The organism is Nocardia sp. NPDC057455, from assembly GCF_042802775.1.
Taxonomy (GTDB): Bacteria; Actinomycetota; Actinomycetes; order Mycobacteriales; family Mycobacteriaceae; genus Nocardia.
The window spans coordinates 91,723-104,592 of the sequence record NZ_JBHVDM010000015.1; the positions used below are offsets into that span (position 1 = coordinate 91,723).

At 69.4% G+C, this 12,870-nt stretch carries 14 protein-coding genes; 5 read left to right on the top strand and 9 right to left on the bottom strand.

Going from position 1 to position 12,870, the window contains the following annotated elements; translation table 11 throughout:
• Positions 1-4: 4 nt before the first annotated feature.
• The 3 genes from secD to ACFU5M_RS09070 all read right to left on the bottom strand — a co-directional run bounded on the left by secD (position 5) and on the right by ACFU5M_RS09070 (position 3,822).
• Complete coding sequence (secD, locus tag ACFU5M_RS09060) at positions 5-1,684, bottom strand: protein translocase subunit SecD (protein WP_379046242.1); 1,680 nt, start codon at positions 1,682-1,684, stop codon at positions 5-7.
• A 120-nt stretch (positions 1,685-1,804) separates the two neighbouring features.
• A complete protein-coding gene (gene yajC / locus ACFU5M_RS09065) occupies positions 1,805-2,161 on the bottom strand; it encodes a preprotein translocase subunit YajC (RefSeq protein ID WP_379046245.1) in 357 nt (118 codons plus the stop codon).
• A gap of 170 nt (positions 2,162-2,331) precedes the next feature.
• Complete coding sequence (locus tag ACFU5M_RS09070; RefSeq protein ID WP_379046248.1) at positions 2,332-3,822, bottom strand: flavin-containing monooxygenase; 1,491 nt, start codon at positions 3,820-3,822, stop codon at positions 2,332-2,334.
• 36 nt (positions 3,823-3,858) lie between these two features.
• Here ACFU5M_RS09070 and ACFU5M_RS09075 point away from each other — a divergent pair, with 36 nt between their 5' ends.
• Together ACFU5M_RS09075 and ACFU5M_RS09080 are read left to right on the top strand one after the other, a co-directional pair.
• Positions 3,859-4,524 (top strand): TetR/AcrR family transcriptional regulator, encoded by a 666-nt coding sequence (locus tag ACFU5M_RS09075; protein WP_379046251.1) that lies wholly within the window; start codon positions 3,859-3,861, stop codon positions 4,522-4,524.
• A gap of 151 nt (positions 4,525-4,675) precedes the next feature.
• Positions 4,676-5,233: a DivIVA domain-containing protein gene (locus ACFU5M_RS09080; protein WP_379046254.1), complete on the top strand. Its 558-nt coding sequence runs from the start codon at positions 4,676-4,678 to the stop codon at positions 5,231-5,233.
• Between the two features lie 37 nt (positions 5,234-5,270).
• Here the strand turns inward: ACFU5M_RS09080 and ruvB are convergent, their stop codons facing one another.
• The 5 genes from ruvB to ACFU5M_RS09105 all read right to left on the bottom strand — a co-directional run bounded on the left by ruvB (position 5,271) and on the right by ACFU5M_RS09105 (position 8,689).
• Positions 5,271-6,353 carry a Holliday junction branch migration DNA helicase RuvB gene (gene ruvB, locus ACFU5M_RS09085; RefSeq protein ID WP_379046257.1) on the bottom strand — a complete coding sequence of 361 codons (1,083 nt, stop codon included), beginning with the start codon at positions 6,351-6,353 and terminating at the stop codon, positions 5,271-5,273.
• 6 nt (positions 6,354-6,359) lie between these two features.
• Positions 6,360-6,965: a Holliday junction branch migration protein RuvA gene (gene ruvA, locus ACFU5M_RS09090; protein ID WP_379046260.1), complete on the bottom strand. Its 606-nt coding sequence runs from the start codon at positions 6,963-6,965 to the stop codon at positions 6,360-6,362.
• Positions 6,962-7,531, bottom strand: a complete 570-nt coding sequence (ruvC, locus tag ACFU5M_RS09095; RefSeq protein ID WP_379046263.1) for a crossover junction endodeoxyribonuclease RuvC — start codon at positions 7,529-7,531, stop codon at positions 6,962-6,964. Before ruvC ends, ruvA begins: the two co-directional genes overlap by 4 nt.
• Positions 7,532-7,612: 81 nt before the next feature.
• Positions 7,613-8,068 carry an acyl-CoA thioesterase gene (locus ACFU5M_RS09100; protein ID WP_379046266.1) on the bottom strand — a complete coding sequence of 152 codons (456 nt, stop codon included), beginning with the start codon at positions 8,066-8,068 and terminating at the stop codon, positions 7,613-7,615.
• A 105-nt stretch (positions 8,069-8,173) separates the two neighbouring features.
• Positions 8,174-8,689 (bottom strand): O-acetyl-ADP-ribose deacetylase, encoded by a 516-nt coding sequence (locus ACFU5M_RS09105; RefSeq protein ID WP_379046269.1) that lies wholly within the window; start codon positions 8,687-8,689, stop codon positions 8,174-8,176.
• Between the two features lie 106 nt (positions 8,690-8,795).
• Between ACFU5M_RS09105 and ACFU5M_RS09110 the strand changes: the two genes are divergently transcribed.
• On the top strand, positions 8,796-10,241 hold the full coding sequence (locus ACFU5M_RS09110; protein ID WP_379046272.1) for an alpha/beta hydrolase: 1,446 nt from the start codon (positions 8,796-8,798) through the stop codon (positions 10,239-10,241).
• Positions 10,242-10,257: 16 nt separating this feature from the next.
• On the opposite strand, the gene ACFU5M_RS09115 is transcribed toward ACFU5M_RS09110, so the two are convergent.
• Positions 10,258-11,232, bottom strand: coding sequence for a GlxA family transcriptional regulator (locus ACFU5M_RS09115; RefSeq protein WP_379046275.1), 975 nt, complete (start codon positions 11,230-11,232; stop codon positions 10,258-10,260).
• A gap of 97 nt (positions 11,233-11,329) precedes the next feature.
• Here ACFU5M_RS09115 and ACFU5M_RS09120 point away from each other — a divergent pair, with 97 nt between their 5' ends.
• Together ACFU5M_RS09120 and ACFU5M_RS09125 are read left to right on the top strand one after the other, a co-directional pair.
• Complete coding sequence (locus ACFU5M_RS09120; RefSeq protein ID WP_379046288.1) at positions 11,330-12,265, top strand: NADP-dependent oxidoreductase; 936 nt, start codon at positions 11,330-11,332, stop codon at positions 12,263-12,265.
• Between the two features lie 41 nt (positions 12,266-12,306).
• A complete protein-coding gene (locus tag ACFU5M_RS09125; protein WP_040867713.1) occupies positions 12,307-12,513 on the top strand; it encodes a DUF5988 family protein in 207 nt (68 codons plus the stop codon).
• Positions 12,514-12,870: the final 357 nt, after the last annotated feature.

Sequence of the window (12,870 nt, forward strand, 5' to 3'; positions counted from 1 at the left end):
GTCCTCACGCCTTCCCGAGGGCGGCCTCGGCCGCCTTCCGCTCGCGGGCGATCTGCTGGATCGCGCCGAGGCCGTTCACCGAGGGCTTGGACCAGAACGCCGTCCGCGAAGCCAGCAGCACCAGCGGCGAAGTGACCAGGAACACCACGACGACGTCGAGGATCGTGGTGAGACCCAGGGTGAACGCGAAGCCCTTCACCTGACCGACGGCCAGGATGTACAGCACGGCCGCGGCGATGAAGCTGACGGCGTTGCCGGACAGGATGGTTCGGCGGGCGCGCTGCCAGCCACGGGGAGCCGCGGACCGGAAGCTGCGGCCTTCGCGCATCTCGTCCTTGATGCGCTCGAAGAACACCACGAACGAGTCGGCGGTCATACCGATACCGATGATCAGACCGGCGATACCGGCGAGGTCGAGCGTGAAGCCGATCCAGCGCCCGAGCAGCACCATGATCCCGTACACCGCGAATCCGGAGGCCACCAGCGACAAACCGGTGACGAATCCCAGCATCCGGTAGTACGTGAGGCAGTAGAGCAACACCACCACCAAGCCGATCGCACCGGCGAGCAGGCCCGCCTTCAACGAGGACAAGCCCAGCGTCGCCGAGACCGTCTCGGCCTCGGAGGTCTGGAACGACAGCGGCAGCGAGCCGTACTTCAGCGTGTTCGCCAGTTCCTTCGCGGACGCCGCGGTGAAGTTGCCCGAGATCTGGGTGCGACCACCCTGCTGCGGGCCCTGCTGCACGACCGGTGCGCTGACCACCTTCGAGTCGAGCACGAAGGCGACCCGCTTGTAGACGTACTCGCCGGTGAGCGCCGCCCACGCGTCACTGCCGCCGGACCTGAAGTCCAGATAGACCTCGTGCCTGGCCTGCTGCTGATTCAGCCCCGAGGTGGCGTCCTTGATCTCCTGGCCGTCGATCCGGCTCTTGTCCAGCAAGAGGACTTCGGTGCCGTCGGTCGAGCAGGTCACCAGCGGAAGAGCCGGGTCGTCGTTGCCCGCGAGCGGATCGGCCTTTCCACAATCCATGGTGGCCAGCGCGGTCTGCTGCACGGACGGGTCGGAACTCTGCCGCAGCGCCCTGGCCGCCTGGATCTCCTTCGTCGCCTCTTCGGTGGGCGTCAGGCTCGGATCCGCGGGTGGCTGCGTCGGCTGCTGAGCGGGGAACACGCGCTGCTGCGGAGCCGGGGCGGGCTCGGTGGTCTCCGGTGCCGCGGGTTGCGTCGTCTCCGGCGTCGTCGGCTGCGCGGCCGGCGCGGGCTGCGTGCCCGGCGTCGTCTGCGGGGTAGCGCCGCGTCCCGCCGCGGGCACGGCCTGCAGCACGGGCCGGATGTAGAGCTTGGCGGTGGTCGCCAATGCGCGCGCCTGCTGCCCGTCGTCACCGGGCACGGTGATCACGATGTTGTCGCCGTCGATGACGACCTCGGAGCCACCGACACCGAGCCCGTTGACCCGGTTCTCGATGATGTCCTGCGCCTTTTTCAGGCTGTCCTGGCTGGGCTTGCTGCCGTCCGGCGTACGCGCGGACAGCGTGACACGGGTGCCGCCCTGCAGGTCGATACCGAGCTTGGGTGTCGGGGACTCGTCACCGGTGAAGAACACCAGCGCATAGACCACGGCAAGCAGCGCGGCGTAGACACCGAGCAACCGCAGCGGGTGCGCCGATCCCTGGGAAGGTGGCACAGTACGTCATCTCCTAGGCGGGAAGTCGAGGATGGAACATGCGGGCGTGCTCCAGCGCCGCCGGGTGCGCGGACCAGCGGCCGCGGCGACATCCGGCGAGCCGGGGCACATCCGGAACGATCAGTCCTTGGTCAGGCGGGTCTCGGTCTGCTCGGCGGATTCCTCGACGGCCTCGGTCGCATCCGAGCCGCCGGTCTCCGTGCCGGTCTCCTCGATGCTCACCTCTTCGGTGCGCACCTCACGGATGGCCTGGCGCAGCCACGTGGTGACCACGTCCTCGGCGATCTCGAGATCGACCGTGGTGTCGTCGAGTTCGACCACGGTGCCGTACAGACCCGACGTGGTGACGACCTGATCGCCGACTTTCAGGTTGTCCTGCATGCCGGCGACCTTCTCGGCTTCCCGCTTCTGACGGCGGACACCGAGGAACATCGGCACGAGCAGGGCTACCAGTAGCAGCGGAAACAGCAGTTCCATCGTCGAAGTCAGTCCCTAGTGTCGTGGGTGGGATGGACAAGTACCCACACAGTCTGCCAGTTCGCCGCGCGGGTGCCACACTCGCACGCCCGCTGGACAGCTACAACTTCTCATCGCACGCCGCCTCGCCCGCCGAACGACACTCCGGCGGGCGAGGACGGACACGGGCGTCAGGCGGTCGTGCCGTAGACGTAGTCCTCCAGTGGGAAGCCGACCGCTTCGCGATGCGCGTTGAGCGTGCTGGTGGGCCGCAGCAGGGCCGCCTCGCCGTGCGGGTTGAAGTAGTAGCTGCGCGCGGTGGCGCAGTCGCCGCCGTAGAAGACCGAGGAGCCCAGCTTGGCGGTGACCCGGTCCAGGAACGCCGCGTTGGCCTGCTCGGTGACCTCGAAGATGGTCTCGCCCCGGCGGCGCATCTCGCCGAGCAAGCGGCCCATGTGCTTCATCTGCGCTTCGATGGTGGTGAAGTAGGACAGGCCGCTGTAGGAGTACGGGCTGTTGAGGCTGAGGAAGTTGGGGAACTTCGGCACCGTGATGCCCTCGTAGGCTTGGAAACGATTGTCGCGCCAGAATTTGCCGAGGTTCACCCCGTCGCGGCCGATGATCTCGATGGCGGGGAAGTTCACGTCCCACAGGTTGAAGCCGGTGGCCAGGATCAGCGTGTCGATCTCGGTCTTGTGCCCGTCGGCGGTGACGATGCCGTCCGGCTCGATGTGGTCGATCGAGTTCGTCTCCAGCCGCACGTGCGGCTGGTTGAACGTGGTGAAGTAGTGGTTGGAGAAGGTGGGGCGCTTGCACCCGAAGTCGTAGTGCGGGGTCAGCTGCCTGCGAGTTTCCTTGTCGCGCACGGACGCTCGCAGATGCGCCTTGGCCAGCGCGCCAGCACCCCGGTTCAGCAGCTTGGCCTGCTTGAAGTGCAGCACGCCGACCACCATCAACGCCTCCAGCAGGCTGGTGTTGACCAGTCGCGCCGCCTTCTGCGTGGCGGGCACCCGTTCGAACAGCTTCCGCACCGGCGCGGGGATCGCGGTGTCGATCTTCGGGACCACCCAGATCGGAGTGCGCTGGAACACCGTGAGTTCCTGCGCCTTCTTGGCAACCTCCGGCACCAGTTGCACGGCCGTGGCGCCGGTGCCGATGATCGCGGCCCTGCGACCGGTGAGGTCGAAGCCGTCCTCCCACGCGGTGGTGTGGATGATCTTGCCGGCGAACGAGTCGATGCCGGGGAACGGCGGCGTGTAGGGCTGGGACAGGAATCCGGTGGCGGTCAGCAGATAGCGGCCGGTGACGGTCTCCCCGCCGGCGATCGAGACCACCCAGTGCTGCTGCTCTTCGTCCCAGCGCGCGCCGTCGACGACGGTGCCGAACCGCATGCGGCGGCGCAGCCCGTACTTGTCGGCGACGTGTCCGGCGTACTTCTTCAGCTCCTCACCCGGCGCGAACAGCCGCGACCAGCGCGGATTCGGTTCGAAGGAATAGGAGTAGGTGACCGAGGCGATGTCGACCGCCAGACCCGGGTAGTGGTTGACGTGCCAGGTGCCACCGAGATCGTCCTCGCGTTCGAGGATGACGTAATTGCTCAGGCCGAGCCGATCGAGCTGAATCCCCGCTCCCATTCCCCCGAACCCCGCACCGACCACGACCGCGTCGTATTGAGGCGCCACACCGAACCTCCTGCTAGCTGAACCACATATCACAGAATGACACATCATTCCGTTTGTGATGACTGTATCATCGGCAAGGTGACGAAGCCATCCACGCGTGCCGAGCGACGGAAAGCCGAACTGCGTCAAGAGATCATCGACACCGCGTTCGTCTGTTTCGCGGAGAAGGGCTATCACGCCACCGGTATCGCCGACATCGCGGGACAGCTGGGAATCGGTCACGGCACCTTCTACCGGTACTTCAGCAACAAGCGCGACATCATCGACCACGTCATCGACGACCTGGCCGCGCGCATCATCGCCGCGCTGGGCACCGAGAACGCCCCGGACGCCGCCGCCGACCTCGACGAATATCGCGCCCAGATCGACCGCATCGGCGTGGCCCTCACCGAGATCCTGCTGGCCGATCGCCGGGTGGCCCAGCTGCTGCTTTTCCACGCCACCGGCATCGACGACGAGCTCACGCAGCGGCTGTACGGGCTGCTCGACACAGCCGACGCGCTGACCGCGGGCTATCTCGACCACGGCGTCGAGCAGGGCTACCTGCGCGCCGACCTGGACACCCTCAACACCGCGCGGGCGGTGACCGGCATGCTGATCGCGGGCATCGTGTACTCGCTACGCGAACCGGACGAGGCCGCGATCGCCGGGCTGACCCAGGCGATCCGCCGCCTGCTCGTGGACGGCGTTCGCAAAGACTGAGCGACTGGGCAATCCCCCTGACACCGCCACCGGCGCTAGGGTGAGGCGCACTGATCCGACGCTTTCGCCAGGGGGACGGCCCTTGTTCGCAAAAGGCCAGGGAAACACGAATTTTCCCTTCCGAACGGCCCGGCGCACCGCGCCTGACAGAATGTCGCCCGTGACTCCCGAGGACGTGCGCCGCGTCCGTTTCGCGCCCCCCACGCTCGGGCACCGGGGCTACCACGCGGACGAGGTGGATGCCTTCCTCGAACTCGTCGCCGCGACCCTGGCCGGGCACGGCGCGCTGGCCGCCGACGATCTACGAAACGTCAGCTTCGGCGCGCCCGGGCTCGGCCGGCGCGGCTACCGCGCCGACCAGGTCGACGAATATCTCGACCAGCTACGCGTCGAACTGGAGTTCCGTCAGCGCGGGGTCCGGCCGGTCCCGGCCGCAGGCGGCCACGCCATGCTCACCGCCGATGACGTGCGGCGCATGCGATTCAGCCAGGCCGCGGTGGGCCGACGCGGATACAACGAGGAAGAGGTCGGCGCTTTCCTGGATCTGGTCGCCGCCACGCTCGTCCACGGCGGCCCGGGCAGTCTCACCATCGCCGATGTCGAGGCCGTCCGTTTCACCGAGGCCCGCCTCGGCACCCGCGGCTATCAACGCGACGAGGTCGATGCCTTCCTCGACTTGGTCGCCGCCGCCCTGCGCCATCGCCGCTGACCGGCGGCCGCGAAACCCGTTCACCCGGACGGGCGATTCATTCGAAGAGGTCGAGCGTGGGGTGCGGCTCGCGCCCGCGCACTTCGATGGAGCCGAACACCAGGTCGGGCGGCGGGACAAGACCGAGGTGCTCCCAGGCCGCCGCGGTGGCGACCCGGCCGCGAGGGGTCCGCGCGACCATGCCCGCGCGCACCAAAAACGGTTCGCATACCTCTTCCACCGTCGCGGCCTCTTCTCCGACCGCCACGGCCAAAGTGGAAACCCCGACCGGGCCACCGCCGAAACTGCGGACGAGCGCGCCGAGGACCGCGCGGTCGAGCCGGTCGAGGCCGAGCACGTCCACGTCGTAGACCTCGAGCGCGGCTCGGGCGATGGCGCGGGTGATGCGGCCGTCGGCACGGACCTCGGCGTAGTCGCGGACGCGGCGCAGCAGGCGGTTGGCGATGCGGGGCGTGCCGCGCGAGCGCCCCGCGATCTCGGCCGCCGCATCCTCCTCGATCACGACACCGAGGATGTGCGCCGAGCGTTGCAGGATGCGCAGCAGTTCGCCGGGCTCGTAGAAGTCCATGTGCCCGGTGAAACCGAAGCGGTCGCGCAGCGGGCCGGTCAGCGCTCCGGACCTGGTGGTGGCGCCGACCAGGGTGAACGGAGCGATGTCCAGCGGGATGGAGGTCGCACCGGGCCCCTTGCCGACGACCACGTCCACCCGGAAGTCCTCCATCGCCAGGTAGAGCATCTCCTCGGCGGGGCGCGCTATCCGGTGGATCTCGTCGATGAACAGCACGTCGCCCTCGACCAGATTGCTGAGCATGGCGGCGAGGTCGCCCGCCCGCTCCAGCGCGGGACCCGACGTGATCCGCAGGGCGGTGCCGAGTTCGGCGGCGATGATCATCGCCATGCTGGTCTTGCCGAGACCCGGCGGGCCAGACAGCAGGACGTGGTCCGGTGTGCCGCCGCGCTGTTTGGCTCCGCGCAACACCAGCGCGAGCTGTTCGCGCACTCGGGGCTGACCGATGAAGTCGTCCAGCGATTTCGGCCGCAAACTGGCCTCGATCTCGCCGTCCGAGTTCAGATAGTCGGCGCCGACCTGAGATTCGGCGGGTTCCTCGTGATGGTCCATAACGCTCTACCGGTTCTTGCCGAGCAGGCCGAGCGCGGCACGCAGAGCGGTGGAGGTATCGACGGCAGGCTGTTCGGCCAGCACCGCATCGATCGCCTGCTCGGCCTGTCTGGCGGCGAACCCGAGGCCGACGAGCGCCTCGGCGACCTGCTCACGCACCGGCGTGCCCGCCGCCGCGGGCGCCGATCCCGGCGGGCCGGACGGCACCGGCACGAGATTCACCTTGTCCCGAAGTTCCACCACCATGCGTTCGGCGCCGCGCTTGCCGATGCCGGGCACCCGGGTCAGGGCCGCCACGTTGCTCTCGGCCAGCGCTTTGCGCAGCGCCTCGGGCTCGAGCACGGCCAGCACCGCCATGGCGAGGCGGGGCCCGACGCCGGAGACGGTTTGCAGCAGGCCGAACAGGTCGCGCGCCTCGGTGTCGGCGAACCCGTAGAGGGTCATCGAGTCCTCGCGGACGATCATCGCGGTGTAGAGCCGGATTTCCTCGCCACGGGTGAGCCCGGCCAGAGTGGACGGAGTGGCGTTGAGCCGGTAGCCGACGCCGGCCGCCTCGATCACCGTGTGGTCGAGGGCGATTTCCAGCACTTCACCGCGTATCGACGCGATCACCCGTGCACCGCCTTCCGTTGTTCGGCCAGCCGTTCGATGTACCGGCGCTGCGCCGCGGCCGCCTTGGCCTCCGCCGCCGCCATCCGCTCCAGCAGCGGCGCCCGCCAACAATGGCAGATCGCCAGCGCCAGCGCATCCGCCGCGTCCGCCGGTTTCGGCGCGGCGGCCAGGCCGAGAATCCGGGTGACCATGGCGGTCACCTGCTTCTTGTCCGCGGTGCCGTTGCCGGTGACCGCGGCCTTCACCTCGCTGGGTGTGTGGAACGCGACCGGGATCCCCCGGCGCGCGGCGGCCAGCGCGATCACTCCGCCCGCCTGCGCGGTGGCCATGGCGGTGCGGACGTTGTGCTGGGCGAAGACGCGCTCGATGGCGACGGCCGCCGGCTTGTGGGCGTCCATCCAGCGTTCGGCGGCGTCGGCGACCGCGAGCAGGCGATGGGCCAAATCCATATCTCCGGGAGTGCGGACCACATCGACGTCCACGGCGGTGACCTTCCGCCCCGACCCGCCATCGACGATGCTGAGGCCACAGCGGGTGAGTCCGGGGTCGACGCCCATCACCCGCACGACAACCCCTCTCCGGACACGAACAACTGTTCGAGAGTCTAGCGGAGGCTTGGTGTTTCGCCGCCCAGCGACACGGCCCGGCTATCCGCCGAGGCCATCGGCTTCCCGCGACGCGCCGGGCAGGCCGAGCAACTCGGGACGACGCGCACGCACCGCCCACTGGTGCGCGGGATCGGCGACCAGCCGCCGTGCCGCCAGGTCGAGCAAGCCGCTGACATTGGTCACCGTCGCGGCGACCACGCCGTCGGCGCGCGTCAGGGTGTGCTCGACCCGATAAGTCTTGCCCGCACCCCACTGCCACGCGCACGACACCTCGACCGTGTCACCGCCGCGTAGTTCGCGCTGAAAGCGCAGCACGGTCTCCAGGTTGACCGGCCCGAGGCCCGAGGCGATCAGCTCGTCGACCGACACACCCGCCGCTCGGACGCACGCGAAGCGCGCATGGTCGGCGAATTGATGGTAAGCCGCGCCGGTGACGTGCAATTGCGGGTCCAAATCGGACACCCGGACTTCGATATGGGTACTGAACGACGACACGCGCCGAACTATGCCAGCGGCCACCGACAAGCTCGGCGCAGCGACGGGGATCGGCTCCGTCACTCGGCACGGGGGAATCCGGCGTTACAGCGGGAAGGGGCGGGCTCAGTCCCTGGCGACCTGCCTTGCGAACACGGCGTGAGCACGCTCGTCGAAGAGGACGAACCGGGCCTCCGACACCTCCGTGGAGGTCGCGCGAACCGTGTCGACCGCGATTCGGGCTCCGTCTTCCATCGGCCAGCCGAAGATGCCGGTGGAGATCGCCGGGAACGCGACCGTCCGCGCCCCCAATTCGTCCGCGACGCGCAAAGATTCCCGATAACACGAGGCCAGCAAGGCCGAGCGGTCCTCCGTAGCCGACCACACCGGACCGACCGTGTGGATCACCCAGCGCGCGGGCAGGCGACCGGCCGTGGTGGCGACCGCGGCCCCGGTCGGTAGTCCCGAACCATACTGGGACGCCCGCAGCCTGCGGCACTCCGCGAGGATTTCCGGGCCACCGCGCCGGTGGATCGCGCCGTCGACTCCGCCGCCGCCGAGCAGTGCGGAATTCGCCGCGTTCACCACCGCGTCGACCTCCTGTTCGGTGATATCGCCGCGTACCAGCACCAGTTCGACCATGCTCGCATTCTGCCTCGCGCGCCGTCGGCCCCACGAGCGCGGCGAGGCCGGTCACCCAGGACTGCCGAAGCCGATTCACAGCCTGCCCGGAGGAACGGCGGCGACAATGCCGGACGTGTCAGTACTCGCTGCTCCCCCGTCTCCGGCGCCGCCTCGGATTTCTCCGGCGAACCCGGTCCTGATCCAGCAGCACGCGTTTCATCCCGGAATCTCGCTGCTACACGGCTGGCTGCCGCCGACCGTCGAACTGCTCGCAGCGGCGGTCCTGCTGGTCGCCGTCGCTCGGCGAACCAGGCGATGGTGGTTGATCCGGCTACCGGCCTGCGTGGCGGTCGGCGTCGCGGCGGCACTGGCCGCTGCCTGGTATGTCGCCGACGAGGGTTTGGCTTCCGATCCCGCGCCCGCCCGGCTGTGGGTGTGGGTCGGCGTGACCGCCGCGGCGGCAGCGGCCGCGCTGCTCGGCTGGCCGGGCGCGCACTGGTGGCGGCGCGGGATCGCGGTCATCGCCATCCCGTCGGCGCTGCTGAGCACCGGGGTGGTGCTCAACCAGTGGGTCGGCTACTACCCCACCGTGCAGGCCGCGTGGGGCGCGGTCACCGCGGGCCCGCTCCCGCAGCAGACCGACCTCTCGGCGCTGCCCGCCCTGCGTGACACCGCCCTCACCGACGGCAAAGTGGTGCCGGTGCGAATTCCCGACACGGGCAGCGGGTTTGCGCACCGCACCGAATACGTCTACCTGCCGCCCGCGTGGTTCGCCGGACCGACCCCGCCCGCACTGCCGGTGGTGATGATGATCGGCGGCGAATTCAATACTCCGGCGGACTGGATCCGCAGTGGCCAGATCATGCCCGCCCTGAACGGTTTCACCAAGGCGAACGGCGGCCTCGCGCCGATCCTGGTCTTCGTCGACGCCGGCGGCAGCTTCAACAACGACACCGAATGCGTGAACGGGCCGCGCGGCCACGCCGCCGCGCATCTGACCGAGGACGTGCCCGCCTACGTAGAAGCGCGATTCGGCGCCTCCGCCGATCCCGCGCGCTGGGCGGTGGTGGGTTGGTCCATGGGCGGCACCTGCGCGGTGGACCTGGCGGTCATGCACCCCGATCTGCTGCACACGTTCGTCGACATCGCCGGCGATCTCGGGCCGTCTTCGGGCACCGAGGAGCAGACCGTCTCCCGTCTCTTCGGCGGCGACGCCGCCGCGTGGGACGCGTTCGATCCGCTGACCGTCATGGCACGCCACGGTCCCTACAACGGCGTCGCCGGCCTGTTCGACGATCTCGTCCCGGCTGAGCGTTCCGACAACGCGAACCGGCGCTCTCCGGCTTCCGACGACGACAGCGCGGGCCTCGGTGGGCGTGACGAAGTGCCCGATTCCGGCGAAGTCGGTGCCGCCGACAGACTGTGCGATGCCGGACGCGCGGTCGGCGTCGACTGCACCGTGTACACCACCGAGGGCGGGCACACCTGGCAGTTCGCGGCAGCCGCGTTCGCGTCGTCCTTGCCGTGGGTCGCCGGCCGCGTGGGTCTGCCGGTTCCGGCCACCGGCTGAGCTTTCGGTAACCCGCTCAGCTCGCCACCGGGGCGGTTCGCGCACGGAATGTACGCCGATAGGCCTGCGGTGACACGCCGATCGCCTCGACCAGGTGCTGGCGCAACGAGGTACCGGTGGCGAAGCCGACCTCGCCCGCGATGCGATCGACGGTCAGATCCGTTGTCTCCAGCAGATGCCTGGCACGGAAGACACGCTGCTGGATCAACCAGCGGCCCGGGCTCATGCCGACCTCGTCCCGGAAGCGGCGGGCGAAGGTGCGCTTACTCATCCGGGCCCGGACGGCCAACTCGTCCACGGTCAGCGGATGCCGCAAGTTCTCCAGTGCCCATTGCCTGGCCGCGGCGGTCCCGGCCGAGGTCGCGGGTGGCACCGGCTGCTCGATGTACTGTGCCTGACCGCCATCGCGCCACGGCGGAACCACGCAGCGACGCGCGACCGCGTTCGCGACCGCACTGCCGTGATCGCGCCGCACCAAGTGCAGGCACACGTCGAGTCCCGCCGCCGCGCCCGCCGAGGTGAGGACGTTCCCGTCGTCCACGTAGAGCACGCCGGGGTCGAGGCGCACCCGCGGGAAGGTGCGCCGGAACAGATCGGCCTGATTCCAGTGCGTGGTGGCCGGGCGTCCGTCGAGCAGTCCCGCGGCCGCGGCGACGAAGGCGCCGGTGCAGATCGCGACGATTCTGGCCTCCGGCCGGATCTGCGCGAACGCGTCGAGCACCGGCTGTGGCAGCGTGCCGGTGAGAGCCGTGGTGATGTCGCAGGCCGGCAGCACCACGGTGTCGGCGGTTCGCAAGGCCCGGCCGTCGTGCGCCACCGCGATGTCGAAATCGGCGGCGCTGCGCACCGGACGACCGTCGACCGAACAGGTGACCACCTCGTATCTGCCTGCGGCACTACCGAATACCCGATTCGGGATACCGAGTTCGAAGGGATAGACCCCGTCCAACGCCAGCACCACCACCCGATGGGCCACAGTCGAGTCCGCCATGGCACGATCATATCGAAGAATGGCAATCGTGCCATTTCCTTCGTCGTCCGGGCCCGGCAGGCTGACACCCGTGACCCACATCGACAGCACCGCGACCATGCGCGCGATCAGCCAGCAGACCCTCGGCGGCCCCGAGGTGCTCACCGAAATCGAACTCCCGCAACCGGTTGCGGGCCCCGGGCAGATCCTGGTGCGGGTCCGCGCGGCCGGACTCAACCCCACCGATTGGCGCCACCGCGCTACCGCGGGACTTTTCCTGCCGGAACCGCCGTTCGTGCTCGGCTGGGATGTCTCCGGCGAGGTCGCTGCCACCGGCATCGGCGTCACCCTGTTCCGCCCCGGCGACGAGGTGTTCGGCATGCTCCCGTATCCGCACGGCCACGGCTCCTGTGCCGAATACGTCGCGGGCCCGGCCCGCGCCTTCGCCCGCAAACCGGCCGCCCTCGACCACACGCAGGCGGCGGCCATTCCGCTCGCCGCGCTCACCGCCCGGCAGGCGCTGGTCGACACCGCAAACCTCGAGGAGGGGCACCGTGTGCTGATCCACGCGGCCGCGGGTGGTGTCGGCCACTTCGCGGTGCAGATCGCCAAGGCGCGCGGGGCGTACGTCATCGGCACGGCCAGCGCACCCAACCACGCGTTCCTGCGCGGGATCGGTGCCGACGAGGTGATCGACTATCGCGAGACCGATGTCGCGGAGGCGGTCCGCGACGTCGACGTGGTACTGGACTCGATCGACGACGACAACAGCATCCGGTCACTGCGCACCCTGCGCCCCGGCGGGCTGCTGGTGTCCCTGCGCGCCTTCGGCACGGTCGACCTCGCGCACGAGGCGCAGACCCGGGGCGTCCGCGCGATCCGGATGTTGGTGGAACATGATCGCGCGGGCATGCTCGCCCTCGCCGCGCTCGCCGAATCCGGCGCCCTGCGCCCGACGATCGCCGGACTGTTCCCGCTGTCGAAGGCGGCTGAAGCGCACGCGGCGGGCGATACCGGGCGAACCGTCGGCAAATTGGTACTCACCGTGCCCTGAATGTGCCACGATCAGGCCGTTCCCGCTTCTACCATCCGAGGATGAGCATTGGTGCAAAAGCTGTCCTCGAAGGCGGGCCGCAAGATCTGCCCGCGCGCATCGTCCCGATCACCCCGCCCGGAGTCGAATTGAAGGTGCCGTTCCGCGGCGGATACGAGCACTTCAAGGTCACCCAGCGGGAGCAGGACACCCCCGAAGGGCGACTGCGCGTCTACGAGTGGTGCGAGCGCACCAAGATCGCGGAGTAGGCCCGCCTCCACCTCCCCGGCGACGGTGACGTCGGTACCCGGCGCACCGCCGGGGAGTCCACCGGGCCTGCGCTTTCAGCCGCCCGCAGATGCGGGTACCTGCGGATGAAGAGGGCTGATGCGCGAAGGACCGCGCAGGCAGACGACGTTTCTCCTGCCCATCGGACCGCTGTCGGCGCTCACCGAGTGGCGAGCCCGCTTCCGGCCACCATCTGGACGCACTCGAGATGTACCGGACCGGATGTGTGCATCGCGCCTGGTGACCTAGGACGCGGCACACGACGTGAGCGGTCACGCGAGGTCGCCCAAGTGCCGCACAGCGACCTCGGCAGGAGGACTATCCGGACAAGCTCGGGG